Consider the following 26,616-nt stretch of genomic DNA (forward strand, 5'->3'; position numbering starts at 1 on the left):
TCCTCTAAAAAAGCGAGCCCTGATTGCCCGGTTCTTTCGGTTTGCTGGCCGTCGGCTTTGCGGCGGGTTTGCTGGCGGGCGGCGTGGCCGCTGGTTTGGCAACGGCCTGCACCCGCTCGGCGTCGCCGGTCGCGACTGCATTTACGATGCCGTCGGCGAACTCCAGCTGCAGGCCAGCGCCCGGCGCCACATCAACTGCCAGTTTGATCACCGCGCCGTCGGCATCCTTGACCAGCGCGAAGCCGCGGGCCAGCACAGCCTTGTGCGACAGCGTTGCCATCAGCCTCTCGGATTGGACGATGCGGCCGCGCAGTCGCTCCAGCCTGAGCAGTACCGCTTGCGTGCCGCGTCTCGTCAAAGCTGTCAGAAGATCCCTCTGCACGGTTTGCCGCCGTGCCGTTGGCTCGATCGTAATGCGGCCTTGCAGCAAAGCCAGTTGCTGCCTGTGCCGTTGCAGGGATGCTTTCGCACATTTTGGCAACTGATCCGCCGCACGATTCAACTCCGCGCGCCGGGCTCTCGCCAATGCGCGCAGCGCCCCTTGGGCGCGCAAAAGGTTGCGGTCGTTGGTGCGTCGCGCCTCGGCAATTCGCCGCGACAGCGTTGCCGGAGTGAGCTTCACGGCGAAGAACCGAGCTTGCTTTCTTTCGGTGGAGACCATCAGCCCCCGGCTAAGCCGGCTGGCCGCCTCGTCCAGCCGCCGTCGCGGCAGCGCCAGCAACTGGTCGGGCGAGGGCAGCGCGCGGGCGGCCGCACGCGAGGCCTGCCGCTTGCGTTCGAAATTGCGCAAGGTAGCTGCTTTGAGCCGTGCGCCAAGACTGGCTGTTGTCGCTTCGAGGTCCGCTTTCACCGGCACCGCGATCTCCGCCGCACCTGTCGGCGTCGGTGCCCGCATGTCGGCGACGAGATCGATCAAGGTCCAGTCGGTCTCGTGGCCGACAGCCGAAATCACCGGGATGCGCGAGGCAGCGACGGCGCGCGCCAGCCCTTCATCGTTGAACCCCCAGAGGTCCTCGAGGCTGCCGCCGCCGCGCGCCACGATCAGAAGGTCGGGCTGGGCAATCGCTCCATCCCAGGCCAGCGCGTTGAAGCCGTTGACGGCCGCCGTCACTTCCGCCCCCGCCGTCTCGCCCTGCACTCTCACCGGCCAGACCAGCACATGCAGCGGAAAGCGGTCCTTGATGCGATGGATGATGTCCCGGATCACCGATCCGGTCGGCGAGGTGACGACGCCGATGGTGCGCGGCATGAAGGGCAGCCGCCGCTTGCGGCCGGCATCGAACAGCCCTTCGGCCTGCAGTCGCCGCTTGCGCTCTTCCAAAAGTGCCATCAGCGCCCCGGCGCCGGCGGGTTCTAGATTGTCGATGACGATCTGGTAGTTGGATTTGCCGGGATAGGTGGTGAGTTTGCCGGTGGCGATCACCTCCATCCCCTCTTCGGGGCGGAATTTCAGCCGGCTCATCGTGCCTTTCCAGACCACGGCATCGAGCCGCGCGCGGTCGTCCTTCAGGGTGAAATAGGCATGGCCGGAAGAGTGCGGCCCGCGATAGCCGGAAATTTCGCCGCGCACCCGCACATGGCCGAAGACATCCTCGACCGTACGCTTCAGCGCGCCGGAAATCTCGCTCACCGTGTATTCGGTGGCATTGGTTCGTGATTCGGATTCTGCGTCGCTCATCGGCCGATTGAGCGGCTGTTGTCGCTCCGCGTCAAGATTCCATAACTTGATCTTAAGCCTGTCCTGATTGACTCTGGGCCAAGGAGGACGCATGAGCGCCCGCAGACAACGCAGCCCGTTGACGTTCCAGGTCACCCTGACGGTGCTGACGCTTGCCGTTTTTGCACTGGCCATCGTTGTCGGCTTCGGCCTTTACGCCACCATGCAGGCCGACCGGGTCTCGCTCGAGCGGCAGAAGGTTTTCCTGGCCAACGGCCTGCAGGACCAGATCGCCGCGGTAAAGCGCGAGCAGGAAAGCGTCGCCGTCTGGGATGATTCCGTTATCAACGCCAAGGCCGGCAACCAGACCTGGATGGCAGAGAATCTCAGCGTCTGGATGTACTCGTATTACGGCCACAACCGGGTCTATGTGCTGGACGACGCCAACCGGCCGGTCCACGCCATGCGCGAAGGGAAGGTCGTGTCGCCTGTCGTCTTTGGCGAGGACGAACCCGCTTTGCGGCCGACAATCGCCAGGTTGCGCCAGATGATGAGCAAGGACGCAAGCCAGGCCGGCGCAAAATTCGTTGCCGACGATCTGGTCTCGCTTGGCGGTCAGCCTGCCATACTCAGCGTCATGCCTCTGGTGCCGAGTTCGGATCGCGTCACCCAAGCATCCGGCAGCGAATATCTGCATGTCTCCATAGAGTTCATCAACGACGCGGTGATCGGCAAGATCGCGCAGAAATATCTCCTGGCGGGGGCGCATCTCCTGCCGATGGCTCAGCCGCTTGGCTCGGCTGCCATCCCGCTTATCGACAAACAGGGTGTCATCCTCGGCTATATTGCCTGGGACCAGGAACGGCCCGGCCTGACGCTGGTGGGCAAGGCCAGCCCGGCCCTGGCTCTGGCCGCGCTGGTTGCGGCGAGCGTGCTCGCCTTTCTGCTCCGGCGTCTGCGCCGTGCGTCATCGGCGCTGCAGACCAGCCAGGCCCAGGCGCAATATCTCGCCTTTCACGACACGCTCACCGGCCTGCCCAACCGGGCACTGTTCGAGGACAGGCTGCGGCGTGCCTTGCTTACCTCCGGCAATGAAAGCAAGGTCGCGCTGCTTTATCTCGATCTAGATCGCTTCAAGCATGTTAACGACACGCTTGGTCACCCGGCAGGCGACGAACTCGTGCGCCAGACGGCGGCCAGGCTTCAGCATACGGTTCGCGACGTCGACACGGTGGCAAGACTGGGTGGCGACGAATTCGCGGTGATCCTGATCGATGTCCGCGACGTAAGGAACGCAGAGGATGTTTCCGAGAGGGTGCTGCAGAAACTGCAGGAGCCGTTCAAACTGATGGACGATCAGGTCTTTATCAGCGCCAGCATCGGCATAGCCTTGTCGACAGGCCCTGATGCCGATGCAGACGATCTGCTGCGCAAGGCCGACATCGCGCTCTACGAAGCCAAGAAGAACGGCCGTGGCCGGTACCAGGTCTTCGCCGGCGACATGGACGACCTTTTGCTGCGCAAGCGCAAGGTCGAGAGCGAGCTGCGCAGCGCGCTAAATGGCGGCACCGGTATCAAGCTCGCCTACCAGCCGGTCTTTGCCAGCGATGGCAAGACCATTGTCGGCGCCGAGGCGCTGATCCGCTGGGCGCATGAGGTCCATGGCGCACTGCCGGCGGCGCAGTTCATCGCCATCGCCGAGGAACGCGGCATGATCGGGCAGCTCGGCGCATGGGCCCTGCTGGAAGCCTGCCGCTTCGCCGTGAAGACCAAACTGCCGTGGCTCGCCGTCAATGTCTCGCCGCTGCAATTGCGCGACGCCGGCTTTGCCGAAGAGGTTGCCTCGATCCTCGCCGAAACGGGACTGGCGCCGAAGCGCCTGCAGCTCGAGATCACCGAAAACGTTCTCCTGGAAAACAACGACACCACCAGAGCGGCTCTGGCAGCCTTGCGCCAGTCGGGCGTCGGCATTGTGCTCGACGATTTCGGCACCGGCTATTCGTCGCTGAGCTATCTGCGCCGCCATGCCATCGACAAGCTCAAGATCGACCGCTCCTTCGTGCGGCTTCTCGACGGCGACGGCAATTCGGGCGCCATCGTAAAGGCGCTGATCGATCTCGCCGGCGCGCTCAAGGTTGAGGTCACCGCCGAGGGAGTAGAGACCGAGGTGCAAAAGGCGCTGCTGGTCGCCATGGGCTGCCAGCAGCTGCAGGGCTACCTCTTGTCGCCGCCGCTGGAGCCGGCGCAATTGGTGGCGCTGCCCGGCCTGTCGTCGGCCAACGCAACGACGGAAGCGGCAGCGTCGGCCTGATCGTTCCTACCAGCCAGGCAGGATCTGGTTCGGCTTGCTCCGCTTCATCTTGGCGAAGGCGAGCGAGGCAAAATCGAAGCTTCCCGTTTCTTCGCCGAGCGGCACGGAAATATTGTCGAGGCTTTCCGAGATGTGCCGGGCCAGCGCGTCGACGATTTCGGGCCGCGAGGTCTGGCCGCGCATGATGCCGATGCGGCAGTCGGGCAGGGCGCCAAAACCGTCGGCTTCGCCCAGCACCCGCATGCCGGGCCGCAGCGCGCATTCCGGCAGCACCGAGATCGCCAGTCCCGACAGCACCGCGGCGGTGATGACGGTGGCCGAGAAGCTGGTGAACAGGATTCGATAGTCGCGGCTTTGCCGGTCGAGCACATCGACGGCGGCGCGCCGCCAGATGCAGTTCGGCCGGCCGAAGGCCATCGGCAGCACTTCCTGTTCGTGCGTGGCATGGTTGGCCGAGGTCACCCATAGCAGCGGCTCGCGCCGCACCACTTCCGACTGGCCGCGCGTGTCGTTGTGCGTCACCAGCGCAAGATCGAGATTGCCGCGCTTGATATGCTCGACCAAGCCTGGTGTCGGCTCGCAGATGACGGTCAGCTCGACGCGTGGGTTGGAGCGCGTGAAGCGTGCCATGATTTCGGGCAGGAACCGGTCGGCATAGTCGTCGGGGGTGCCGATGCGGATGGTGCCTTCGAGCCGCTGGTCATCGAAGGCGGCCAGCGTTTCGCGGTTGAGATAGAGCAGGCGGCGCGCGTAGGAGAGCAGCTTGTCGCCTTCCTCAGTCAGCCTGTTGGTGCGGCCGTCCTTTTCGAACAGCGGCTTGCCGATCCGCTCTTCCAGCCGGCGCATCTGCATCGACACCGCCGATTGCGTGCGCAGCACTTCCTCGGCCGCGCGGGTAAAGCTGCCGGTATCGGCAATCGAGATGAAGGTCTGCAACTGGTCGAGATCGAGTGGCGCTTTCATCGGTCCAATCCATCACTAGCGTTGATGCTAAAGATTAGAAACATTCGTTGGATTAATCAATCGGTGCGTGGCAAATTCACATTGTCCACATGAAAGCATGTGAATCGAGACCGGAACGGCCGCTGTCCCCAGCGCCGATCGCCTGGTCTTGTCCAGTTCGAGTCTGAAGGAGACCGACATGACCACGTTTGATTTCGCCACCGAGACCTCGCGCATCACCTCGCGTCCGGCCGTTGCGACGCGCGTGGCCAACACCCTTCTCAATGCCTACCAGGCCTGGAAAAATCGCCGGGCCTTCTATCGCCTCGGCGAGATGTCGGACGCCGAACTCGCCGATATCGGCCTGACGCGCGCGGACCTCCATGTCGCCATCGATGTGCCGTTCGGCGCCGATCCGACCGTGAAGCTGCGTGCGATTGCGAGCGATCGTGCCGATACGATCGAAGATCTCGCCCGCCAGATAGCGTGATATCGGGCGCATTGTTTCGGTTGCCGTGAACCTTTCTCAGGCTCGCCGCGACCAACGAGTATAGCAGGCTCCCCACTCCCTGCCGGTTCCCCGCCGGCCAGCCTGCACACTGGCCCGGTCCTCCTCCAGGACCGGGCTTTTTCTTTTAAAGCTCCGTCGTCATCGTGCGGTCTGCGCCGCGTCGCTTCGTTCCTTGCTCCGAAGCCGCTAAGGTCAGCGCCCAACTACCGCCAACTACCGCCGGTCCATGTCCCGCTTGAACTGGTCGAAGATCGTTTCCACGCCCTTCTGATAGTCGTCGCGCTGCTGGGCGCCGGTCTCGAACATCTTGCCGAAAATATCGTCGAACGGATTGCGTGGCCTGCCGCTCGGATTGGCCTGCGGTTGCGGCGCCTGGCGCTCCTGCGGTGCCTGCTGCGGCGCCGGCTGCCCACCGGGCAGGCCGAAGCCGCCACCACCGCCTTGCCGCATCATCTCTTCAAAAATCTTGCCCAGCGGGTTGTCGCCGTAAGGGCTCTGCGTCTGTTGCGGCTGTGTTGGTTGCCGCGGCCGGCCCGGCGGTTGCTGTGCCGCGCCACCGCCGAACATGTCCTGCAGCACTTTGCCGAGCGGATTGTCGCCATAGGGGTTGGGCGCCTGTTGCGGCTGGCTTTGCGGCTGTTGGGCGCCGCCGCCGAACATGTCCTGCAGCACTTTGCCCAGCGGGTTCTCACCGTAAGGATTGGGTGCTGGCGGCGCAGGCTGTGCCCCGCCGCCCGCCTGCCGCATCATCTGTTCGATGATCTCGCCGAGCGGATTGCTGCCACCGCCGAAGCCACCGGCGGCCTGCATCTGACCCCCGGTCAACTGGTTTGTCGTCTGCTTGAACAATCCGCCCATCACCATCGAAGCGATGGCCGGCAGCATCTGCTGCAGGATCTGCTGGCTGACGCCGGTCGCCTGCGCGGCCTGGCTGGCCACCGCGCGCGACAGCTCCTTCGAGCCGAACAGATGACCCAGAATGCCATTGCCCTCATTGACGCCTTGCGGTGAGAAAGCCCTGGTCGCGTCCTCGAAGTATTTGGCGTGCTGGCCGCTCGCCATCGCCGTCATGAAGGCGCCGAGCCCATAGGGATCGGCGGTGTTGCGTTGCAGCCCTTGCGAGAAGGCCGGCAGCAGAGCGGCGACAGCCGCCTGCGTCTGCTGCATGGAAAGCCCGTACTGCTGGGCAAGCGCCTGCATGCCGTTGCCGTTCTGCGCCTGCGCCAATATGTCGAACAAGGTAGGCATCGGTTTCTCCTCCCGGAAATCCTCCAGGGAGAACCTAGTTCGTTTCGATGTTCGATTGAAGCGGCTTTTGCCGCTGCTCAAGGCGCGACGCTAATACGCATATTCCATGAACACCGGCTCGATCGAGCCGCCCCAGCGCGTGTGGTAGGCCGACAGCATTTCCTCGGCACTGGTGGTACCGCGCGCCACGACTTCGTCCAGCGTGTTGAGGAACGAGGTCTCGTCATAGCCGTCGCGGTTCTTCCTGCCGCGATTTTTCAGCCCAAGGCGCGAAATGGTCATTACATCGCGGCCGATCTCACGCAGCGTCGTGTTGCGGAACGGCGCGGAAATGCCTTGTTCCGGCACCGCATTGCGCATCGCCAGCGTTTCTTCATAGGTCCAGCTCGAAGTCAGCGCCTCGGCGGCGTCGAGCGCGGCCTCGTCATAGAGCAGCCCGACCCAGAAGGCCGGCAGCGCGCAGATGCGGCGCCACGGCCCGCCATCGGCGCCGCGCATTTCGAGGAAGCGCTTCAGCCTGACGTCAGGGAACAGCGTTGACAGATGGTTCGCCCAGTCGCCCATGGTCGGCAGTCCGTCCGGTACTTCATTGCGGGCAACGCCGGCCATGAACTGGCGGAAGGTGATGTGCGTCATGTCGTGATAGTGGCCGTCGCGGATGACGAAATACATCGGCACGTCGAGCGCCCATTCGACATAGTCGGCAAAGCCGAACTCGGGCGAGAAGCAGAATTCGAGCAGGCCCGAGCGTTGGTTGTCGGTGTCGCGCCAGATGTCGCCGCGCCAGCTCTGCAGCCCGTTCGGCCGGCTGTCGGTGAAGGGCGAGTTGGCAAACAGCGCCGTCGACAGTGGCTGCAGCTTCAGCGACACCTGCATCTTGCGGCGCATGTCGGCTTCGCTTTCGAAGTCGAGGTTCACCTGGATGGTGCAGGTGCGATACATCATGTCGAGACCCTTGGTGCCGACCTTGGGCATGTAGCGGGTCATGATTTCGTAGCGCGATTTCGGCATTTTCGGCGTCTCGGCCAGCGACCATTTCGGGCTGCCGCCGAGGCCGAGAAAGCGGATGCCCATCGGCTCGGCGATCTCGCGTACCTGCGCCAGATGCGCATTGCCCTCGCGACAGGTCTGGTGGATCGTTTCCAGCGGCGCGCCCGACAGCTCGAACTGGCCGCCCGGCTCGAGCGAGATCGCGCCCTGGCCGGTCGGCTCGACCAGGCCGATGATGCGGCCGTCATCGATGATCGGGTCCCAGCCGAGCTTTTGCTGCATGCCTTCGAGGATGGCGCGGATGCCGCGCTCGCCGCCATAGGGCACCGGCGCGTTGCCGTCGACATAGAAGGGGAACTTCTCGTGCTCGGTCCCGATGCGCCACTTGTCGCGCGGCTTGTTGCCTTCGGCCAGATGCTCGACCAGTTCGTCGATGCCTTCGATTGGCCGGAAATCGGTTGTGTCGCGCGCCATGGGGCCCCCTCTGCGGCTCTCGGAGCCCGCCGGCGCTAAATGGACGAAATGTCAGCAGCCGATCAAGCGAAAAATCCTGAGCCACAGGTCAACAGGAATTGATCTTTACGCTTCTTACCAGTCTCCGACCGTCGCCTGCATCACCGCAAGCGCCGCTACAGCTGCTGTGTCAGCGCGCAGGATGCGCGGTCCGAGCGGGATGGCAGTGACGAAGGGGAGCGCCCGCAGCATCTTGCGTTCGTCATCGGAAAAGCCGCCTTCCGGCCCGACCAGCAGCGCCAGCTTCCTCTCAGGTATTGCCTGCAATGCCGGCAGCGGGTTGTTGGTCGAGGCATCCTCGTCGCAGAAGATAAGCCGGCGTTCCTTGTCCCAGCCGGAGAGCAGGCGCTCGAATTTCTCGGCCTCGCGCACTTCCGGCACCGCCAGTATGCCGCATTGCTCGGCCGCCTCGACGACATTGGCGCGCAGCCGGTCGATGGAGGGTTTTGCCACTTGCGTGTGCTGGGTGATCACCGGCTGCAGGATGCCGGCGCCCATCTCGACCGCCTTCTGCACGAGATAGTCGAGCCGGCCCTGTTTCAGCGGCGCAAAGCAATAGATCAGGTCAGGCAGGGGCGGTTGCGGTCTCTGCGAGGCCAGCACCTTCAGCCGCACCGCCCTTTTCGACCTGGTGGCAATCGCCGCCGACCACTCGCCGTCGCGGCCGTTGAAGACCAGGATCTCGGCGCCTTCGCCGAGCCGCAGCACATGCGTGAGATAATGGCTCTGCTGCTGGCCGGCATCGAATTCGATGCCTGCCGCGAGGTCGTCCGGCACGAACAGCCGCTGCATCTTGTAATTGGCGCGCATCGCCGAGGAATGGGCGAGGCGGTGCCTGGCGTCAAGTCTCGGCGGAACGATGCCACACCGGTTCAAAACCGTGCCGCAGCACCGAAACGGTCGTGGCCGGTGTGAGCAGGCGCAGCGACCGGCCGGCAAGGCTGTCGAAGGCCGCCGCATCGCCATAGCCTGCGAACGACCAGGGCAGCGCGTTGCCGCCGCGCAGCGCATAGGCCGAGCCGCCATCCGCGATCATCGCTCCGTCCGGCAATTCGGCAAGCTCTCCCATGGTGACATCAGGTGGCTTGCCGCCGGAAGCCAGCCGCTCCTTGTGCAGCCGCTTGTCCACCATTGGCGCGCGCGGTTCGTTTACACCGAAGACTTTGCCGAAACGCCCGACAAAATCCGTGGCTCGCTCACGCCGGCAATAGAAACAGGGACGGTGCCCGGCGGCCAGCGCCGTCACCTCGTCGAGGAAGAACAACTCGGTCCAGCCGGCCCTGCCGCCCGGCCTGTTCCTGCCCATCGGCTCGCGCCGCACGTCGCGGAACTTGCACTCGCAGATGATCCAGGCCGGCAACGCCCATCGCTTTTTCAGCAGCGTCTTGGTCTCAGGATCGTGGATGATGCCGCGATTGCCGGTGAACAGGCCGCGCTCGGATATGGCATGGATGGCGCCGAACGGATCGACCCGGTTCTGCAGTGGCATAGCTCTCTCCCGAATACGCATCTTGGCTGCAATACGGGCGACATGATATCGCTCGTCGCGTCATTTCATGTCAGCAGGGTTTTGCGATGCGGGTGCTGGTGGTCCAGAACTACGACAACACCGGCCTTGGCCAGGTTGGTGCCGCGCTCGCCGAAGCCGGCGCCGATCTCGACCTGCGCCGGCCCTACAAGGGCGATGCGCTGCCGGACGACGCGACCGGACACGATGCCATGGTGATGCTTGGCGGCGGTCAGAATGCGCTGGCCGACGATGACTACCCGTATTTCCCGGCGCTGCTCGAACTGACCCGCGATTTCGCCGCCAAGGATCGCTCGGTTCTCGGTATCTGCCTGGGCAGCCAGTTGGTTGCCCGCACTTTCGGCGGTGAGAACCAGATCGGCGGCGCCTCGGAATTCGGCTGGCACAAGGTATCGCTGACGCCGGACGCCAGAACCGATCCGGTGCTTGGCGCACTTCCCCAGGATTTCCCCATCTTCGAATGGCACGACGACACTTTCGCGCTGCCGTCAAATGCGGTGCGGCTTGCCGGCAGCGAAATTGCCGAGAACCAGGCGTTCCGAATCGGCCGCGCCGTCTACGGCTTCCAGTTCCATTTCGAGGCCGACCGGCCGATGGTGAGGGACTGGAGCACGTCCTTCGCGCCGCTGATTGCCGATCGCCATCCCGACTGGCACGATCGCCTCGACAGCGAAATGGCACGCAACGGCCCCGAGGCTGATGCCGCGGGCTTGGCCATTGCCCGCGCCTGGGTGGCGACGATCTGAACCCAGCCAACGCGCGGCCGTTGCATAATTGGCACGCGGCGGGGAATCTGCCGGGGACAACTTCTTTCGTCCTTGGTTTGTGGCCGAACGCCATCCTACAAGGCGCGCGCTATGCATCGGCAATGCAACCGCGATGAACCTTCTGTGTGATCCGCGCGACACACCGCCGATACAGAATCGACCTACAAGCGCGAAATCGTCGAAACTTTGAGACGAATTCTCGGTTTCAACCCATTGGTAACCGCCTCGTGCCCAGATGCAGGAAGCTCAACTAGAGATGACGTCCGTGAAAGCAGCGCTTCTGTCCTTTGTCATGCTGTCTGCCATCGTTTTGTGCGGTCTCGGCATTTATTCCGCCGATGCAGCCAACAACCATCAGGCCGTCGACGGCTACGGCGTCACCGCCGCGCTTCGCTAAAACGCTTTTCCCTGCACAGTCAGGATACGCTTGTCCGCGCCGTCCACGGCGAGCGCGCTGAGCATGCCTGACTGCCAGGCGAGCGTGTCGACATTGACGCGGTTCGGCATCACCTCCGCCTGCGGCACCGGTGTGTGGCCGTGCACGATCACCTTCGGGTAAAGCCCTGGATGGTTGTGGAAGACGTCGCGGATCCAGACCAGATCCTGCGGGCTCTGGCTCTCCAGCGGCACGTCAGGCCTGACGCCGGCATGGCAGAAGAAGAAATCACCTGATATCAGTGACAATTGCAGCGACCGCAGGAAGTCGACATGGGCTTGCGGTACAGCATTGACCAGTGCCTGGTGTCCCCGCCGTAACGCCTCGGCCTTGCCGAACCAGCTTGCGTGTCCCGCTAGGTCGACGCCATAGGATTGTGCCGTCTGCACGCCGCCATAGCGGATGAACAGCCCTTCCGGGTCAGGCTCGTCGAGAAAATCGAGGAAGCCGATATCGTGGTTGCCGGCGAGCATCAGATGCCGTGGATCGCGTTTCTGTACCTCGATCAGGAAGTCTATGACGCCCTTGGACTCTGGTCCGCGGTCGACATAGTCGCCGAGGTGGATGACGCGCCAATCGCTGGTCGGCTTGTATTCGAGTTCGCTCTCGATGCGGCGATGCATGGCCGCGAGCAGGTCGAGCCGGCCATGCACGTCGCCGATCGCATAGAGGCGCATGCCATCGGGTGCGCGCGCGTCGAGGTAGTGGATGCCGGTCTCGGTCAAGGCGGCTTCGTCTCCGTGATCCAGCGAGGCTAGGGTCTAATCGGTGAACAAGACCCTATCGCCGCAACTGGTCCTTGCCCATCTCGGTCACCAGCCGTTTGCCGCACAGTGCCAGCGTGATGTCCATCTCCTTGCGGATGATGTCCAGCGCCAGGGTCACGCCTTGCTTGCCCATGGCGCCCAATCCGTACAGGAACGGGCGGCCGATATAGGTGCCCTTGGCGCCGAGGCAAAGCGCCTTCAGCACGTCCTGGCCCGAGCGGATGCCGCCGTCCATATGCACCTCGATCCTGTCGCCGACGGCATCGGCGATCTCTTCCAGCGCCATGATTGACGACGATGCGCCGTCGAGCTGGCGCCCGCCATGGTTGGAAACGATGATGGCGTCGGCGCCGGTCTCGACCGCCATCAGCGCGTCCTCCTTGTCGAGAATGCCTTTCAGGATCAGCTTGCCGCCCCAACGTTCCTTGATCCAGGCGACATCCTTCCACGACAGATGCGGGTCGAACTGCTCCGTCGTCCACGATGCCAGCGAAGCGACGTCGCCGACGCCCTTGGCATGGCCGACAATGTTGCGGAAGGTGCGGCGCTTGGTGCCGGCAATGCCCATCAGCCAGCGTGGCCGCATGGCGATGTTGGCAATGTTGGCCAGCGTCATCTTGGGCGGCGCCGACAGCCCGTTGCGGACATCCTTGTGGCGCTGCCCCAGGATCTGCAGGTCGAGCGTCAACACCAGCGCCGAGCATTTTGCAGCCTTCGCCCTGTCGATCAGGTCGAGCACGAAATCCTTGTCGCGAAGCACGTAGAGCTGGAACCAGAACGGCTTCTTGGTCACCGACGCGACATCCTCGATCGAGCAGATGCTCATCGTCGACAGCGTGAACGGCACGCCGAATTCCTCTGCCGCCTGCGCGGCCAGCATCTCGCCATCGGCATGCTGCATGCCGGTCATTCCAGTTGGGGCAAGCGCCACCGGCATCGCCACTTTCTCGCCGATCATGGTCGATTCCAGCGAGCGGTTGCTCATGTCGACCAGTACGCGCTGACGGAATTTTATCTTCTGGAAGTCCTCTTCGTTGGCGCGGTAGGTGCTTTCGGTCCAGGCGCCGGAATCGGCATAGTCGAAGAACATCTTCGGCACCCGCCGGCGCGCCAGGTCCTTGAGATCGGCAATGGTGAGGATGTCGCTCATGGTGGTTCCTCGTTAGCCAGTCGTCTTGAAGCCGTCGTCGGCGTCGGAGCGCTGCTTAAGCCTGAGCCGCGACACGCGCTGCCAGTCGCCGCTGCGTTCGGCCTCGAGCATCGAGCGCTCGACATAGGAGATATGGTCCATCGCCGCCTGGCGGGCAGCTGAGGGATCGCCGGCCTTCACGGCTTTGTAGATCGCGCCGTGCTGGGCCAGCAGCGCCTCGCGCGCTCCGGGCACGCTGAACACCAGAAGCCGGTTCTGGAACACGCCTTCAGACAGCAGCCGGTAGCAGGAGCGCAGCGTGTGCAAGAGGATGATGTTGTGCGCGCATTCGCACACAGCATGGTGGAACTCGACGTCGATTTCCGCCTCGTCGTCGAAATCGCCGGTGCGGTGCGCCTCGTCCATGCGCGCCATGATGCGGTCGAGCAGCGCAATGTCGTCCGCTGTCGCGCGCCGCGCCGCATATTCGGCCGCAACACCTTCGATCTCGCGGCGGTATTCCAGATAGTCGGTCACCGCCTTGCGGTGCATCGAGATGAGGTCGGTCACCGGCTTGGTGAACAACTGGCCGATGACGTCGGCGACATGGGTGCCGCCGCCGGCCTTGGTGATCAGCAGCCCGCGCCCATCCAGCGCCTTGAGCGCATCGCGCAGGATCGGCCGCGACACGTCGAACTGGCGCGCCAGCTCGCGCTCGCCCGGCAGCCGGTCGCCGGTGCGCAGCACGCCTTCAAGGATCAGGCTTTCGATCTGCTGCACCACCTCGTCGGCGGTGCGCGAATGCTCGATCCTGGAGAAAATATCGCTCAACGGGGGCCTGGGAAATTGAACCGGCGTCGCGCAAGATAAAGCCAGCGTCGCCAACTGGTCAAATTATTTATCCAATTTGCCCAATCGGGTCGGTCTGCGCGTCGCGCCGGCAGGACCTACGATGCTAGACTTTGGTGTTTACGCGCCTCATGGATTGCCTTTAGAGGACGCCATCACACGAAGGGTCGAGAACAGGGGGACCACCGTGTCGGACGAGACGTCCAACCTCGAATTCCAGCCGCGCGCCCAGGGCAGCGTGATGGGCTTTCCCGCGCATGAGGGACGGCCCGGCGCGATCGGCGAGGTCCATGCCCGGCCGCATCCGCTGATCGAGAAGCCGCGCGTGCTTGTGCAACTCGCCTTCATGACCGAGGGCGGCTCCGGCGTCGACATGGCCGTGCTCTCCGAACTGTCGCGGCGCCTCGGCATCGCGGCGCCCGACCGTCATGCCCGCCACCACGCCATGAAGTGGGGCAAGGGTACGCTGCGCTGGGAGCGGCATACGGAATTCTCGACCTATCTTTGGGAAGGGCCGCTTGCCGAAAGCGGCAGGGCGCAGGAGGATTCTCCTTTCGGCAACGGGTTCTCGCCGCCGGGAACGGTGATCTCAGGCATAAGGCTGGAGATCCGCAAATGGACGCCGGCAAGCGAGAAGCTGATTGCGGCCTTCGACCCGACGAGCCTCTGCTATTCGCTGGTCGAGCGCGGCAATGCGGCCATCGTCACCGATTTCCGCCAGGACGGCGACGGCCTGACCCGCATCCTGGTGCTTGATCGCGGCCTGACGCCGGCGCGGACCGGGGCGCTGTCGCAGCGGCTGATCGACGTCGAGACCTACCGCACGCTTGCCATGCTCGGCCTGCCGCTGGCGCTGACCCTGTCGAGCCGCGCCCGCCGCATCGAAGACCGGTTGGCGCAGACCACGCTGGAAATGAAGGTCACTGAAACCCGCGACAGCCAGACGCTGCTCGCCGACCTGACCGAGCTTGCCGCCGAGCTGGAAGCCGATGCCGCCTCCAGCCTCTATCGCTTCGGCGCCAGCCGCGCCTATGACGGCATCGTTGTCGAGCGGCTGGAGGCGCTGGACGAAGAAGCCGTGCCCGGCTACGACACTTGGGGCGGCTTCCTGCAGCGGCGGGTGGCGCCTGCCATGCGCACCTGCCGTTCGGTCGAGGAGCGCCAGGCCAACCTGTCGCGCAAACTAACCCGCGCCACGACGCTGCTGCGCACCTGGGTTGATGTCGAGGTCGAGAAGCAGAACCGCGATCTGCTGGCGTCGATGAACAACCGCGCCCGGCTGCAACTGCGGTTGCAGCAGACGGTCGAGGGCCTGTCGGTGGCAGCAGTGTCCTACTATGTCGTCGGTCTGATCTCCTACCTTGCCAAGGGCGCCTCGATCTTCGGCCATGCCATTGCGCCCGAAGTCGTCACGGCCGTCGCGGTGCCGGTCGCCATCCTGCTGGTCTGGTGGGGCGTGCGGCGAGTCAGGCGGATGCACTCCGAGCCGGCGAAACATCCGGGGGAGTGAGAAGCGGTCCGCGCAGCGGACGAAAAGCCAATTGCTTGGCTTTTCGAGCTTCGAACGCCCTGAGCCAGCGAAGGGCAAGGCGCTGGACTATCCGCCCTGCCGGGCCAGCGGCAGATTGCCGCTGCGGAAGGCCGGCAGTACGCTCTTTGCCCAATGCGGTGTTTGCAACATCCAGATGTAACTGGTAAAAGATTTTTACCAGCCAAGCGGAGAACGCCGCCGATGTCCGGCCTTGTCATGCCCAAGCCAGACGACGCCACTATGCGAAGGCGGGCGGAGATCGTCGCCGACATGCGCATCATCGTGCCGGGCGAGGGCGTCGTCGACGCCACCAATGAGATGCGCGCCTTCGAAAGCGACGGCCTCACCGCCTACCGGCAATTGCCGCTGGTCGTGGTGCTGCCGGAAACGGTGGCGCAGGTGTCGCGCATCTTGAAATACTGCAACGACCGCAACATCCGTGTCGTGCCGCGCGGCTCCGGAACCTCGTTGTCGGGCGGCGCGCTGCCGCTCGAGGATGCCGTGCTGCTGGTCATGAGCCGCTTCAACCGCATTCTGGCCATCGACTATCCCGACCGCATCGTCGTCGCTCAGCCAGGCGTTACCAATCTTGGCATCACCATTGCCGTCGAGCAGGAGGGCTTTTACTACGCCCCTGACCCATCCTCCCAGATCGCGTGCTCGATCGGCGGCAATGTCGCGGAAAATTCCGGCGGCGTGCACTGCCTGAAATACGGCCTGACCGCCAACAATGTTCTGGGCATCGAGATGGTGCTGATGAACGGCGAGGTGGTGCGCCTGGGCGGCAATCATCTGGACTCGGAAGGCTATGATCTCCTCGGCGTCATGACGGGGTCCGAAGGCCTGCTCGGCGTCGTCACCGAGGTCACGGTACGCATCCTGAAGAAGCCGGAGACGGCGCGCGCTCTGCTGATCGGCTTTCCGACCAGCGAGCAGGGCGGCCAATGCGTCGCCGACATCATCGGCGCCGGCATTATCCCTGGCGGCATGGAGATGATGGACCGGCCGGCGATCCATGCCGCGGAAGATTTCGTCCATGCCGGCTACCCCCTTGATGTCGAGGCGCTGCTGATCGTCGAACTCGACGGGCCGGGCGTCGAGGTCGATCACCTGATCGGTCTCGTCGAAGCGATCGCCTATAGGAACGGCTCCACCACCTGCCGCATCTCGCAATCCGAACAGGAGCGGCTGAGTTTCTGGGCCGGCCGCAAGGCGGCCTTCCCGGCGGTCGGCCGCATCTCGCCCGACTATTACTGCATGGATGGCACCATCCCGCGCAAGGAATTGCCGCGTGTGCTCGCCGGCATGCGCGAACTGTCGGAGAAATACGGCCTTGGCGTCGCCAATGTCTTCCACGCCGGCGACGGCAATCTGCATCCGCTGATCCTCTACGACGCCAACGTGCCGGGCGAACTCGACAAGGCGGAAAGTTTTGGCGCCGACATCTTGCGGCTCTGCGTCAAGGTCGGCGGCGTCTTGACCGGCGAGCACGGCGTCGGCGTCGAGAAGCGCGATTTGATGCCGGAGATGTTCAACCAGATCGACCTCGACCAGCAAATGCGCGTCAAATGCGCCTTCGACCCCAACCATCTGCTCAACCCCGGGAAGGTGTTTCCACAACTGCGCCGCTGCGCGGAGCTTGGGCGCATGCACGTGCATCGCGGCCAGGTGGCGTTTCCGGACATTCCGAGGTTTTGATGGGGGCGGAATGTCTCACGTCGGCGATCCTTCGCGCCCCCCTCTGTCCTGCCGGACATCTCCCCCACAAGGGGGGAGATCACCAGTCATCTCTGCCTTCGCCAATCTTCGACGTTGCTAGAGAGGCGCGGTCGCCAAAGCTGCTAATCTCCCCCCAAGTGGGGGAGATGTCCGGCAGGACAGAGGGGGGCGCGAAGGAACTCGACCCATCTTCGCCATGACGACCTTCACCCCCACCACATCGGCCGAGATCCTCTCCACCGTCCAATGGGCGGCGGCGGAAGAGTCACCTTTGGAAATCATCGGCCACGGCTCCAAGCGCGGCATCGGCCGGCCACAGCAGAGCGAACACACGCTCGATCTTTCGAAGCTCACCGGCGTCACCCTCTACGAGCCGGCCGAACTGGTGCTGTCGGCGAAGGCCGGCACACCGCTTTCCGATATAGAAAGCCTGCTCGCCGAAAACGGCCAGCAACTTGCTTTCGAGCCGATGGACTACGGCCCATTGTTCGGCGGTATCAAGGGAAGAGGCACGATCGGCGGCGTGCTTGCCGCCAACCTGTCCGGCCCGCGCCGGCTGAAGGCGGGCGCCGCGCGCGACCATATCCTTGGCATCAACGCGGTTGCCGGTCGTGGCGAAGCGTTCAAATCAGGCGGCCGCGTCGTCAAGAATGTTACCGGCTACGATCTGTCGAAGCTGATGGCCAACAGCTGGGGCACGCTGGCTGTATTCACCGATGTCACCTTCAAGGTGCTGCCGGCGGCCGAGATCGAGGTGACGCTTGCCGTGCGCGGCTTGCTCGACGATGCCGCCTCTGCCGCCATGGCGCTGGCGCTCGGCTCCAGCGCCGAAGTGTCGAGCGCGGCCCATCTGCCCGAACGCATCGCCGCGCGCGTTGCCGGGGGCAGTCTAGGCACCGACGCTGCAACGCTGCTGCGCGTCGAAGGGTTTGGCCCATCGGTCGCCTATCGCATTGAGGCGCTGAAGACCCTGCTGAAAAATGCCGGCCCGCTGCAGGAGATCGCAGGTGAGACATCGCATACCCTCTGGCGTGACATAAGGGACTGCACGCCATTCGCCGACCGTAGCGAAAAGCCGGTCTGGCGCGTCTCCATGGCGCCGTCTCAGGCCCATCAGATGGTGCTGACGCTGCGCATGCAGATCGGTGTCAGCGCCTTCTACGACTGGCAGGGCGGGCTGGTCTGGCTGCGCATGGAGGAGGGCGATCCCGAGGCCGCCCTGCTGCGCGGGCTGATCAGAAAGCTTGGCGGCGGCCACGCCACGCTGGTGCGCGCCACCCCTTCGCATCGCGCCGCCGTCCCGGTGTTCGAGCCGCAGGCACCGCATAAGGCCGCACTGTCGGCGCGGCTCAAGGCCGAGTTCGATCCCAAGTCCATCCTCAATCCCGGCCGCATGGCCCAAGGCTAAGATAATGCAAACCAACTTCTCCCTTGCCCAGCTTGCTGATCCGCATGTCGCGGAATCGGAGAAGATCCTGCGCAAATGCGTGCATTGCGGCTTCTGCACCGCCACCTGCCCGACCTATGTGACGCTTGGCAACGAACTCGATTCGCCGCGCGGGCGCATTTATCTCATCAAGGACATGCTGGAGAATGGCCGCCCGGCCGACAAGGAGATCGTCACCCATATCGACCGCTGCCTGTCCTGCCTGGCCTGCATGACCACCTGCCCGTCGGGCGTCAACTACATGCACCTGGTCGACCATGCCCGCGCCCATATCGAGGAGACTTACAAGCGGCCGCTGCTCGACCGGCTGACCCGCGCCATGCTGGCCTTCGTGCTGCCCTATCCCGCGCGCTTTCGCGCCGCGCTGAAATTGGCGAGACTGGGCAAGCCATTCATCGGCCTGTTCGAAAGGCTGCCGGCGCTGAGGCCGCTGGGTGCGATGCTGAAGCTGGCGCCGGCATCGATCCCGGCGGCCTCGCCGATGGCCTCTCCCGGCGTCCATGCCGGCAAGGGGACGAAGAAAAGTCGCGTCGCCATCCTCACCGGCTGCGCCCAATCGGTACTCGACCCCGCCATCAATGATACGACGATTGCATTGTTGACACGGCTGGGCGTCGAGGTCGTGGTGCCGGAGGGCGAAGCCTGCTGCGGCGCGCTGGTCCATCATATGGGCCGCGAGGCAGCAGCCCTTGCCTCGGCACGGCAGAATGTCGATGCATGGACGCGTGCCATCGACCAGGGCGGGCTCGATGCGATCGTCATCACCGCGTCCGGCTGCGGCACCACGATCAAGGATTACGGCTTCATGCTGCGCCTCGATCCGGCCTATGCCGACAAGGCCGCACGGGTCTCGGCGCTGGCCAGGGACATTACCGAATACCTCGCAAGCCTCGACCTGCCCGAGCCGGTGCGCAAACCCGGCACCGTCGTCGCCTATCACTCCGCCTGCTCGATGCAGCACGGTCAGAAGATCATCCGCCAGCCGAAGGAGCTGCTGTCCAAGGCGGGCTTCGTCGTGCGCGAACCGCGCGAGGGGCATCTGTGCTGCGGCTCCGCCGGCACCTACAACATCCTGCAGCCGGAGATTTCCGCAAGGTTGCGTGACCGCAAGGTGAAGAACATCGAGGCGACCGGCGCGGAGATCGTTGCCACCGGCAACATCGGCTGCATCACCCAGATCGCTTCGGCTGCAAAGCTGCCGGTGGTGCACACGATCAAGCTGCTCGACTGGGCCTATGGTGGTCCGAAGCCGGAGGGCGTCTCCGAAGGAAACCTGGTCGCCGCCGAGTAAGCAGCTATTCCGCTGCCAGCCGGTCCACCACGCCATACGTCGCCTGGTAGCGCGCGCGCTGGCGGCTGAGCGCGACCATTGTGTTGCGCAAGAGGATCGCCACAGTGATCGGGCCGACGCCGCCCGGCACCGGCGTGATCCAGGACGCGACTTCCTTCACGCTCTCGGTGTCGACGTCGCCGACGATGCGGCTCGTGCCGTCCGGGCCGATCTCGGAATTGATGCCGATGTCGATGACGGCCGCACCGGGCTTCACCATGTCGGCCTTGATCAGCCGCGGCTTGCCGATGGCGACGAACAGCGCATCGGCGCGGCGCGCATGCGCGGCCACCGAGCGCGTCATGTGATGGCAAACCGTTACCGTCGCGCCTTCGCTCATCAGCAGGAAGGCGATCGCCTTGCCGACGATTTCAGAATGGCCGACGACGACGACTTCCAGCCCCTTGAGGTCAAGGCCGGTTTCCTTCAGCAGCTCGACCGAGGCCGCAGCCGTGCAAGGCGCAAGGTCGAGCTGATTATACACGATGTTGCCGATCGAGGCCGGGTGCATGCCTTCGACATCCTTCAGCGGATGCACCGCGGCCTGCAGCGTCTTGATCGGGATATGCGCCGGCACCGGCCGCTGGATGATGATGCCGGTGACGCGCGGGTCGGCGTTCAGGCCATGGATCGCCGCCTCGAGTTCGCCGGCGCTGATGTCGGCGGGGAACCGCCGCTCCTCGAAACCGATGCCGGCAAGCGCGGCTTTGGCGCGCTGGTTGCGCACATAGACATCGACGGCAGCGGTGTCGCCGACGGTGATCGACACCAGCTTGGGCGGAAAACCTTCGGCGGTGGCGATGGCGGCATCCTCGCGCACGGATGCCATGATGCGCTGGGCGACCGGGCCGCCCCGGAGATAGCGGCTATCGTCTGGCGGAGACATGGCTGGACCTTTGCAGCGGAGTTTGGCGCAGGGGAGTTTGGCCGTCCCTATAGCAGGGGAAATGCGGCAAGGCAGCGTGAAAGCGAACCGTCATCCCCCTGGCGCGACGTTCTGGCGCAGCCTGGCTCAGCTATAGCCGCAAAGAGAAAGGGCAGCGCGGTTTCCCGGGCTGCCCTTTCCTGACTGGCCGCATCCCCACACGGCCCGTCCCCCGTAAACTCTTCCCGATCCTGAAGGTCTAACCTTCTGGACCAGATGATTCGGTAGCCGACTATATCACGACCACGGTCGTTCCAACATTGACCCTCTCGTAAAGGTCAACCACGTCCTCGTTGCGCATGCGGATGCAGCCGGAAGACACCGAGCCGCCGATGGTCCATGGCTGGTTGGTGCCGTGGATGCGGTATTCCGTCGTGCCGAGATAGAGCGCGCGGGCGCCAAGCGGGTTTTCCTCGCCGCCGGCCAGATAGGTCGGGAGGTAGCGGCCCTTGGCGGCCTCGCGCTTGATCATCTCCGCTGGCGGGCGCCAGTCCGGCCAGACGCGCTTGTTGGTGATCTTGTGCGTGCCAGACCATTCGAAGCCAGGCTTGCCGGTGCCGACGCCATAGCGCCGCGCCTTGCCGTTCTTCTCGACCAGGAACAGGAAGTTCTGCGTCGTATCGATGACGATCGTGCCCGGCTTCTGCGGGCCGTCATAGGCGACTTCCTGCGGCAGATAGAGCGGATTGATCTGCGGCCGCATCACCACGCGCTTGACCGGCGCCTGCACGGAAGCAGTGCGAACCCGATCGGGTCGCGCCGGCTGCGCATAGCGAACGCGCGGCTGCTGCTGCACGAACTGGCGGCTCTGCCGCACGATGCCGGGCGCGCGGCCAAGCTGCAGCACCCAGGGCGCGGAAAGGTCGGGGCTCACCATCACCGGCGGCCTGTCGGCATAGCGGTCGTTGGCGGCAGACGAGGTGACGCCGGCGGCCAGAATGGCCACGGCGCCGAGCACGGAACGCAAAAAGATCTTCATCGGAACGCACCTTGATCGTCGAACGGACGGAGGCGGAACTTGCCCCCGGTTGCGCGATCCTTGGCGCGAAGCCACAACCGAAACATGAATCGGAATGCGTAAAATGCCGCTTTGTCAGCAAACCTTTTGGTGTGGTTACCGCCGGGTTCAGGAATCTGGTAAAGCCGCGGTAAATGCAGCGCGAAAGCGCGTTAACGGATGGATTGGCCATGGCGCAAGACAACACCGGACTGCTTACCGGCTCCGACGGGATCACGCGCTGCTTCTGGCACGGCAATCTGCCGGACTATCTGCACTACCACGACCATGAATGGGGCCGGCCGGTCGCCGACGACCGCAGGCTGTTCGAAAAGATCTGCCTCGAAGGCTTTCAGTCCGGCCTGTCCTGGCTGACCATTCTGCGCAAGCGCGAGAATTTCCGCGAGGCCTTCGCCGGTTTCGACTTCGACAAGGTCGCTGCCTTCACCGACGAGGACGTCGAGCGCCTGGTCGCCAATGCCGGCATCATCCGCCACCGCGGCAAGATCGTCTCGACCATCAACAACGCCAAACGGGCGTGCGAAATGGTCGACGAGTTCGGCTCGCTGGCCGCCTGGTTCTGGAAGTTCGAGCCGGGGCCGAAGGAGCGGCCGGCGGTGGTGGACATGGCGCATCTACGCGCCAACCCGACGACAGGGGTCTCGATCAGGATTTCGAAGGAGTTGAAAAAGCGCGGCTGGACCTTTGTCGGCCCGACGACGGTCTACGCCTTCATGCAGGCGATGGGTCTGGTCAACGACCATCTCGAAGGCTGCGTGTGCCGGGAGCAGGTGGAGAAGGAACGCAAGGCCTTTAAGAGGCCGAAGTAGGGCGCTGTCCCCCGACCTCCCCCTTGTGGGGAGGGCGCGCCGAAGGCGCGGGTGGGGGTATCTTGGCGCTGCACCCCCACCCCGACGCTACGCGTCGACCCTCCCCACAAGGGGGAGGGTAAGGAACTCACGTCCCGCTGGCGCCAGTCAGGAACAATCCCGCCACAATCGCCGCCAGTGCCGCAAAGGCCGGATAAATCACCAGCAATCCGGTCATCAGCGCCTCGCGCATGGTGGAACCCTTGCGCTCGTCGGCGGTGACCTCAAACGGACCGAGGCTCGCCGTCACCTGCGCACGGCTCTCGGCCGGCCGCAGCCGGACTTCATGCAAGCCGTCGTCTCTGATGTCGAACTTGTGTGCCGCAGTCATGGCCCCAACCCCTTTGTTTCGGCGCGCTTATCGGCTCTGATTGTGTCGGCACGATGCCGCGCCGATGGCGGAATTGTTTCCTTTTGGTGCGTTTTGTTTCGGAGGAGAAGGAAAAAGCGCAAACCCTTGCCGCACAAAGCCGCTTCGGTTAGGACACGCCCACTCCAAACAAGTCATCGATTACTAAGCGAAAAGACCCATCCCATGGCCGACAAATCGGAAAAGACGAAAGCGCGGCTGCCGCGCGGCTTTGCCGACCGCAGTGCGGAAGACATCCGCGCCGTCGAGAAGATGATGGCGACGATCCGCTCGGTCTATGAGCTCTATGGTTTCGAGCCGGCCGACCAGCCGCTGATCGAATACACCGATGCGCTGGGCAAATTCCTGCCCGACCAGGACCGGCCTAATGAGGGCGTATTTTCTTTCCAGGACGATGACGAGCAGTGGCTGTCGTTGCGCTACGACCTGACCGCGCCGACGGCGCGTTATGTCGCCGAGAATTTTGAGCGACTGCCGAAGCCCTATCGCAGCTACCGCTCCGGCTGGGTGTTCCGCAACGAAAAGCCCGGCCCCGGCCGCTTCCGCCAGTTCATGCAGTTCGACGCTGACACCATCGGCACACCGGGCGTCGCGGCTGATGCTGAAATGGCGATGATGATGGCCGACGTGATGGAAGCGCTCGGCATCAAGCGCGGCGACTACGTCATCCGCGTCAACAATCGCAAGGTGCTCGATGGCGTGCTGGAAGCGATCGGCCTTGGCGGCGATGAGAATGCAGGGCGTCGGCTGACGGTGCTGCGCGCGATCGACAAGCTGGACAAGCTCGGACCGGAAGGCGTGAGACTGCTGCTTGGTCCGGGGCGCTGGGATGGCGGCAAGGAAGGCGAGGGTGACTTTGCCAAGGGTGCCGGACTGAATGAGGCGCAAGCCGAGGCCGTTCTTCTCGCGACAGCGAGGGAACAGGCCCGCCAGGATTCCAATGTCGATGCGAACGCGATCTATCAGGAAGGCGTTGGCGAGCTCTCCACGATTGAAGCCTTGGTCAGGGCGGCAGGGTACGGCGAAGATCGTATCGCCATGGACCGCTCCGTCGTGCGTGGCCTCGAATACTACACCGGCCCGGTTTTCGAGGCCGAGCTTCTGGCCGAAATCCCCAACGAAGACGGCCAGATCGTGCGCTTCGGTTCGGTCGGTGGTGGCGGCCGCTATGACGGGCTGGTCTCGCGCTTCCGTGGCGAGCCGGTGCCGGCGACCGGCTTTTCGATCGGCGTCTCCCGCCTGATGACGGCGCTGAAGAACCTCGGCAAGCTGGACACCACAGACGTGATCGCGCCGGTCGTCGTGCTGGTGATGGACAAGGATACCGAAAGCCTCGGCCGCTACCAGAAGATGGTGGCCGGCCTGCGCGCGGCCGGCATCCGCTCCGAAATGTATCTCGGCGGCGCCGGCATGAAGGCGCAGTTGAAATATGCCGACCGCCGCGGCAGCCCGGTTGCCATCATTCAGGGCGGCGACGAGCGCGCCAAGGGCGAGCTGCAGATCAAGGATCTGATCGAAGGCGCACGCATGTCGGCCGAGATCACCGACAACGCCGAATGGCGGGCCGCAAGGCCAGCGCAGGTGACCGTGGCGGAGAGCGAGCTGGTCGCCGAGGTGAAGAAGATTCTGGCGGCGCAGGTCGAGGAGAGGGCGAAATGATGAGCGCCGCGCTGTTCTTCCCTTCTCTCCTTGTGGGAGAAGGTGGATCGGCGCGGAGCGCCGAGACGGATGAGGGGTGTTCCAGGGAACTCCAACGCCTCACTCCGCTGGAACACCCCTCATCCGTCGCCTTCGGCGACACCTTCTCCCACAGGGGGAGAAGGGAAGGCTGCGCTTCATGACCTCCCGTCCCGCCATCTCATCCGAAATCACCAACCTCTTCGCCACCCGCAACACCCATGCAGTGGAGGTCGCCGTGCTGCAGCCGGCCGATCCGTTCCTCGACATGGCCGGCGAGGACCTGCGCCGCCGCATCTTTCTCACCGAGAGCGAGACCGGCAAGACGCTTTGCCTGCGGCCCGAATTCACCATTCCCGTCTGCCTCGACCACATCGCGTCGCAGGCCGGCACGCCGCGGCGCTATTCCTACCTTGGCGAAGTGTTTCGCCAGCGCCGCGAGGGCGGCAACGAGTTTTTCCAGGCCGGTATCGAGGATCTCGGCGACCGCGATACGGCCGAGGCCGACGCCCGTTCGCTGGCCGATGCGCATGCGCTGCTGCAGTTAGTGCTGCCGGGTCAGACCCTTGCGATCACGCTCGGCGACCAGACCATCTTCGAGGCGGTGCTGGCAGCCCTTGGCCTGCCGCGCGGCTGGCGCATGCGGCTGGCGCGCGCGTTCGGCTCCGCGCCGATGCTGCAGGCAGCGCTGGCCGATCTCGCCAACCCGCCACGCAACGGCCAGCTCGACGGCGATGTCGCCGCCCTTGTGCTCGATGGCGATCTCGAAGCGCTTTCCGCCCACATCGCCGGCGGCATGGAAGAGGCCGGCCTTTTGGCATCCGGCGGACGCGCGCCAGTCGACATTGCCCGGCGGCTGATCGAAAAGGCCGAATTGCGCAGCGTGCGGCTGTCGAACGAGGCCTTTGCAGCACTCAGGGATTTCCTCGCCATCGACGTGCCGCTCGACGGCTCGAGTGCTGCGCTCGAAAGTTTTGCGGCCTCTGCCGGGCTTTCGCTGGGCGCGGCGCTGGAAAAATTCGCCGCCCGCGCCAAAGCCATCGAGGCACATGGCCTGCCTGCAAAGACGATCCGCTACGACGCTGCCTTCGGCCGTCCGCTGGATTACTACACCGGCATCGTTTTCGAGATCGAAGCACTTGGTGGCGAGCGGCCGCTGGCCGGCGGCGGTCGCTACGACCGGCTGCTGACCCTGCTCGGCGCCAAGACGCCGATCCCCGGCGTCGGCTTCTCTGTCTGGCTCGACCGCATCGAAGCGCTGCGGGGAGAGCCGCAATGATCACGCTGGCGATCCCATCGAAAGGCCGGCTCAAGGAGCAGGCCTTGGAGGTACTGGCCAGGGCCGGGCTTGCCGTCAGCCTGCCCGGCGATGAGCGCCAGTACCGCGCCCGCATCGACGGCGCCGAGGGCATCGAGGTGGCGTTCCTGTCGGCGTCCGAAATCGCCGGCGAGATTGGGCAAGGTTCGGTCGACCTCGGCATTACCGGCGAGGATCTGCTGCGCGAAAACCTCGCCGACTGGGAGGCGCGCGCCGAAATCGTCGCTCGCCTCGGCTTCGGCCATGCCGATGTCGTGGTCGCGGTGCCCGGCATCTGGCTCGACGTCGATACTATGGCCGATCTCGACGATGTCGCCGCCGATTTCCGCCAGCGCCACGGCAGGCGACTGAGGATCGCAACCAAATACTGGCGGCTCACGCAGCAGTTCTTCTCGCAAAAGCACGGCATCCAGGTCTACCGCATCGTCGAAAGCCTCGGGGCCACCGAAGGCGCACCGGCGGCAGGCCTCGCCGACGTCATCGTCGACATCACCACCACCGGCTCGACCCTGCGCGCCAACCATCTCAAGGTGCTGGCCGATGGGGTTGTGCTGAAGTCGCAGGCCTGCCTCGTGGCTGCCAGGAAAGATCGTGCTGCTGCGGATGAGGCGCTAGTGCGGGAAATAGCCGCGAAGATGAGCGCGCTCCCTCCCCCTTGAGGGGAGGGTGGACAGCCGCCAAAGGCGGATGGACGGGTGGGGTCGCTCCGGCAGTGCTCGACGCGAGACCACCCAAGCCGGGTCGACCGTGACCAAGGAAGTCGAGCACTTCGCCGAGGACCCCAC

At 64.5% G+C, this 26,616-nt stretch carries 24 protein-coding genes; 12 read left to right on the forward strand and 12 right to left on the reverse strand.

Annotated features, from left to right (window positions below):
* Positions 1 to 4: 4 nt before the first annotated feature.
* Positions 5 to 1,678 (reverse strand): exodeoxyribonuclease VII large subunit, encoded by a 1,674-nt coding sequence (gene xseA, locus NKI88_RS25800; RefSeq protein WP_352658223.1) that lies wholly within the window; start codon positions 1,676 to 1,678, stop codon positions 5 to 7.
* 91 nt (positions 1,679 to 1,769) lie between these two features.
* Here xseA and NKI88_RS25805 point away from each other — a divergent pair, with 91 nt between their 5' ends.
* A complete protein-coding gene (locus NKI88_RS25805; protein WP_352658226.1) occupies positions 1,770 to 3,968 on the forward strand; it encodes a bifunctional diguanylate cyclase/phosphodiesterase in 2,199 nt (732 codons plus the stop codon).
* Positions 3,969 to 3,974: 6 nt separating this feature from the next.
* Here the strand turns inward: NKI88_RS25805 and NKI88_RS25810 are convergent, their stop codons facing one another.
* Positions 3,975 to 4,931 (reverse strand): LysR substrate-binding domain-containing protein, encoded by a 957-nt coding sequence (locus NKI88_RS25810; RefSeq protein WP_023670561.1) that lies wholly within the window; start codon positions 4,929 to 4,931, stop codon positions 3,975 to 3,977.
* Positions 4,932 to 5,109: 178 nt separating this feature from the next.
* On the opposite strand from NKI88_RS25810, the gene NKI88_RS25815 reads away from it, so the two are divergent.
* Positions 5,110 to 5,400, forward strand: coding sequence for a DUF1127 domain-containing protein (locus tag NKI88_RS25815; RefSeq protein ID WP_023670560.1), 291 nt, complete (start codon positions 5,110 to 5,112; stop codon positions 5,398 to 5,400).
* A gap of 234 nt (positions 5,401 to 5,634) precedes the next feature.
* Here the strand turns inward: NKI88_RS25815 and NKI88_RS25820 are convergent, their stop codons facing one another.
* The 4 genes from NKI88_RS25820 to NKI88_RS25835 form a co-directional block, all read right to left on the reverse strand.
* The gene (locus NKI88_RS25820) at positions 5,635 to 6,669 is read right to left on the reverse strand and encodes a DUF937 domain-containing protein (RefSeq protein WP_352658229.1); all 1,035 of its coding nucleotides are present in this window, start codon (positions 6,667 to 6,669) and stop codon (positions 5,635 to 5,637) included.
* Between the two features lie 90 nt (positions 6,670 to 6,759).
* Positions 6,760 to 8,133 carry a glutamate--cysteine ligase gene (locus tag NKI88_RS25825; protein ID WP_023670558.1) on the reverse strand — a complete coding sequence of 458 codons (1,374 nt, stop codon included), beginning with the start codon at positions 8,131 to 8,133 and terminating at the stop codon, positions 6,760 to 6,762.
* Positions 8,134 to 8,247: 114 nt separating this feature from the next.
* Positions 8,248 to 8,982 (reverse strand): 16S rRNA (uracil(1498)-N(3))-methyltransferase, encoded by a 735-nt coding sequence (locus tag NKI88_RS25830; protein WP_023715634.1) that lies wholly within the window; start codon positions 8,980 to 8,982, stop codon positions 8,248 to 8,250.
* Between the two features lie 31 nt (positions 8,983 to 9,013).
* Positions 9,014 to 9,661 carry a hypothetical protein gene (locus NKI88_RS25835; protein WP_352658232.1) on the reverse strand — a complete coding sequence of 216 codons (648 nt, stop codon included), beginning with the start codon at positions 9,659 to 9,661 and terminating at the stop codon, positions 9,014 to 9,016.
* An 86-nt stretch (positions 9,662 to 9,747) separates the two neighbouring features.
* Between NKI88_RS25835 and NKI88_RS25840 the strand changes: the two genes are divergently transcribed.
* On the forward strand, positions 9,748 to 10,446 hold the full coding sequence (locus tag NKI88_RS25840; RefSeq protein WP_023701293.1) for a type 1 glutamine amidotransferase: 699 nt from the start codon (positions 9,748 to 9,750) through the stop codon (positions 10,444 to 10,446).
* A gap of 277 nt (positions 10,447 to 10,723) precedes the next feature.
* Positions 10,724 to 10,864 carry a hypothetical protein gene (locus NKI88_RS25845; RefSeq protein WP_006206855.1) on the forward strand — a complete coding sequence of 47 codons (141 nt, stop codon included), beginning with the start codon at positions 10,724 to 10,726 and terminating at the stop codon, positions 10,862 to 10,864.
* Here the strand turns inward: NKI88_RS25845 and NKI88_RS25850 are convergent.
* From NKI88_RS25850 to NKI88_RS25860, 3 genes are read right to left on the reverse strand one after another with little or no spacing between them, the layout of a single operon-like run.
* Positions 10,861 to 11,628, reverse strand: a complete 768-nt coding sequence (locus tag NKI88_RS25850; protein ID WP_023804492.1) for a metallophosphoesterase family protein — start codon at positions 11,626 to 11,628, stop codon at positions 10,861 to 10,863. The two genes, NKI88_RS25845 and NKI88_RS25850, sit on opposite strands and share 4 nt — an antisense overlap.
* A 55-nt stretch (positions 11,629 to 11,683) precedes the next feature.
* Positions 11,684 to 12,820, reverse strand: coding sequence for an alpha-hydroxy acid oxidase (locus NKI88_RS25855; RefSeq protein ID WP_023727716.1), 1,137 nt, complete (start codon positions 12,818 to 12,820; stop codon positions 11,684 to 11,686).
* A gap of 12 nt (positions 12,821 to 12,832) precedes the next feature.
* Positions 12,833 to 13,630 (reverse strand): FCD domain-containing protein, encoded by a 798-nt coding sequence (locus tag NKI88_RS25860; RefSeq protein WP_023729098.1) that lies wholly within the window; start codon positions 13,628 to 13,630, stop codon positions 12,833 to 12,835.
* 205 nt (positions 13,631 to 13,835) lie between these two features.
* Here NKI88_RS25860 and NKI88_RS25865 point away from each other — a divergent pair, with 205 nt between their 5' ends.
* The 4 genes from NKI88_RS25865 to glcF all read left to right on the forward strand — a co-directional run bounded on the left by NKI88_RS25865 (position 13,836) and on the right by glcF (position 19,636).
* Entirely contained in the window at positions 13,836 to 15,158 is a 1,323-nt protein-coding gene (locus NKI88_RS25865; RefSeq protein WP_352658237.1) for a DUF3422 family protein, read from the forward strand.
* A 222-nt stretch (positions 15,159 to 15,380) separates the two neighbouring features.
* Complete coding sequence (locus NKI88_RS25870) at positions 15,381 to 16,877, forward strand: FAD-linked oxidase C-terminal domain-containing protein (RefSeq protein WP_352513113.1); 1,497 nt, start codon at positions 15,381 to 15,383, stop codon at positions 16,875 to 16,877.
* 217 nt (positions 16,878 to 17,094) lie between these two features.
* Positions 17,095 to 18,306: an FAD-binding protein gene (locus tag NKI88_RS25875; protein ID WP_352658240.1), complete on the forward strand. Its 1,212-nt coding sequence runs from the start codon at positions 17,095 to 17,097 to the stop codon at positions 18,304 to 18,306.
* 4 nt (positions 18,307 to 18,310) lie between these two features.
* A complete protein-coding gene (gene glcF / locus NKI88_RS25880; RefSeq protein WP_023728113.1) occupies positions 18,311 to 19,636 on the forward strand; it encodes a glycolate oxidase subunit GlcF in 1,326 nt (441 codons plus the stop codon).
* A 4-nt stretch (positions 19,637 to 19,640) separates the two neighbouring features.
* On the opposite strand, the gene NKI88_RS25885 is transcribed toward glcF, so the two are convergent.
* Together NKI88_RS25885 and NKI88_RS25890 are read right to left on the reverse strand one after the other, a co-directional pair.
* On the reverse strand, positions 19,641 to 20,561 hold the full coding sequence (locus NKI88_RS25885; protein ID WP_352658243.1) for a bifunctional 5,10-methylenetetrahydrofolate dehydrogenase/5,10-methenyltetrahydrofolate cyclohydrolase: 921 nt from the start codon (positions 20,559 to 20,561) through the stop codon (positions 19,641 to 19,643).
* Positions 20,562 to 20,832: 271 nt separating this feature from the next.
* Complete coding sequence (locus NKI88_RS25890; RefSeq protein WP_023728114.1) at positions 20,833 to 21,579, reverse strand: L,D-transpeptidase; 747 nt, start codon at positions 21,577 to 21,579, stop codon at positions 20,833 to 20,835.
* Positions 21,580 to 21,788: 209 nt separating this feature from the next.
* Here NKI88_RS25890 and NKI88_RS25895 point away from each other — a divergent pair, with 209 nt between their 5' ends.
* A complete protein-coding gene (locus NKI88_RS25895) occupies positions 21,789 to 22,427 on the forward strand; it encodes a DNA-3-methyladenine glycosylase I (protein ID WP_023670545.1) in 639 nt (212 codons plus the stop codon).
* A gap of 127 nt (positions 22,428 to 22,554) precedes the next feature.
* On the opposite strand, the gene NKI88_RS25900 is transcribed toward NKI88_RS25895, so the two are convergent.
* Entirely contained in the window at positions 22,555 to 22,797 is a 243-nt protein-coding gene (locus tag NKI88_RS25900) for a hypothetical protein (RefSeq protein WP_023681830.1), read from the reverse strand.
* 204 nt (positions 22,798 to 23,001) lie between these two features.
* Here NKI88_RS25900 and hisS point away from each other — a divergent pair, with 204 nt between their 5' ends.
* From hisS to hisG, 3 genes are all read left to right on the forward strand, one after another.
* Positions 23,002 to 24,495, forward strand: coding sequence for a histidine--tRNA ligase (gene hisS / locus NKI88_RS25905; protein WP_023728115.1), 1,494 nt, complete (start codon positions 23,002 to 23,004; stop codon positions 24,493 to 24,495).
* Positions 24,496 to 24,673: 178 nt separating this feature from the next.
* On the forward strand, positions 24,674 to 25,792 hold the full coding sequence (locus NKI88_RS25910) for an ATP phosphoribosyltransferase regulatory subunit (protein WP_023728117.1): 1,119 nt from the start codon (positions 24,674 to 24,676) through the stop codon (positions 25,790 to 25,792).
* Positions 25,789 to 26,490 (forward strand): ATP phosphoribosyltransferase, encoded by a 702-nt coding sequence (gene hisG / locus NKI88_RS25915; protein WP_023695113.1) that lies wholly within the window; start codon positions 25,789 to 25,791, stop codon positions 26,488 to 26,490. Before NKI88_RS25910 ends, hisG begins: the two co-directional genes overlap by 4 nt.
* The last annotated feature ends 126 nt before the right edge of the window (positions 26,491 to 26,616 follow it).

This window comes from Mesorhizobium sp. M0317, from assembly GCF_040321555.1.
Classification (GTDB): Bacteria; Pseudomonadota; Alphaproteobacteria; order Rhizobiales; family Rhizobiaceae; genus Mesorhizobium.

Coding starts and splice junctions, on each gene's coding strand:
- xseA (WP_352658223.1), bottom strand. CDS start 1,678: ATGAGCGACGCAGAATCCGAATCACGAACCAATGCCACCGAATACACG.
- NKI88_RS25805 (WP_352658226.1), top strand. CDS start 1,770: ATGAGCGCCCGCAGACAACGCAGCCCGTTGACGTTCCAGGTCACCCTG.
- NKI88_RS25810 (WP_023670561.1), bottom strand. CDS start 4,931: ATGAAAGCGCCACTCGATCTCGACCAGTTGCAGACCTTCATCTCGATT.
- NKI88_RS25815 (WP_023670560.1), top strand. CDS start 5,110: ATGACCACGTTTGATTTCGCCACCGAGACCTCGCGCATCACCTCGCGT.
- NKI88_RS25820 (WP_352658229.1), bottom strand. CDS start 6,669: ATGCCTACCTTGTTCGACATATTGGCGCAGGCGCAGAACGGCAACGGC.
- NKI88_RS25825 (WP_023670558.1), bottom strand. CDS start 8,133: ATGGCGCGCGACACAACCGATTTCCGGCCAATCGAAGGCATCGACGAA.
- NKI88_RS25830 (WP_023715634.1), bottom strand. CDS start 8,982: ATGCGCGCCAATTACAAGATGCAGCGGCTGTTCGTGCCGGACGACCTC.
- NKI88_RS25835 (WP_352658232.1), bottom strand. CDS start 9,661: ATGCCACTGCAGAACCGGGTCGATCCGTTCGGCGCCATCCATGCCATA.
- NKI88_RS25840 (WP_023701293.1), top strand. CDS start 9,748: ATGCGGGTGCTGGTGGTCCAGAACTACGACAACACCGGCCTTGGCCAG.
- NKI88_RS25845 (WP_006206855.1), top strand. CDS start 10,724: ATGACGTCCGTGAAAGCAGCGCTTCTGTCCTTTGTCATGCTGTCTGCC.
- NKI88_RS25855 (WP_023727716.1), bottom strand. CDS start 12,820: ATGAGCGACATCCTCACCATTGCCGATCTCAAGGACCTGGCGCGCCGG.
- NKI88_RS25870 (WP_352513113.1), top strand. CDS start 15,381: ATGTCCGGCCTTGTCATGCCCAAGCCAGACGACGCCACTATGCGAAGG.
- NKI88_RS25875 (WP_352658240.1), top strand. CDS start 17,095: ATGACGACCTTCACCCCCACCACATCGGCCGAGATCCTCTCCACCGTC.
- glcF (WP_023728113.1), top strand. CDS start 18,311: ATGCAAACCAACTTCTCCCTTGCCCAGCTTGCTGATCCGCATGTCGCG.
- NKI88_RS25885 (WP_352658243.1), bottom strand. CDS start 20,561: ATGTCTCCGCCAGACGATAGCCGCTATCTCCGGGGCGGCCCGGTCGCC.
- NKI88_RS25890 (WP_023728114.1), bottom strand. CDS start 21,579: ATGAAGATCTTTTTGCGTTCCGTGCTCGGCGCCGTGGCCATTCTGGCC.
- NKI88_RS25895 (WP_023670545.1), top strand. CDS start 21,789: ATGGCGCAAGACAACACCGGACTGCTTACCGGCTCCGACGGGATCACG.
- NKI88_RS25900 (WP_023681830.1), bottom strand. CDS start 22,797: ATGACTGCGGCACACAAGTTCGACATCAGAGACGACGGCTTGCATGAA.
- hisS (WP_023728115.1), top strand. CDS start 23,002: ATGGCCGACAAATCGGAAAAGACGAAAGCGCGGCTGCCGCGCGGCTTT.
- NKI88_RS25910 (WP_023728117.1), top strand. CDS start 24,674: ATGACCTCCCGTCCCGCCATCTCATCCGAAATCACCAACCTCTTCGCC.
- hisG (WP_023695113.1), top strand. CDS start 25,789: ATGATCACGCTGGCGATCCCATCGAAAGGCCGGCTCAAGGAGCAGGCC.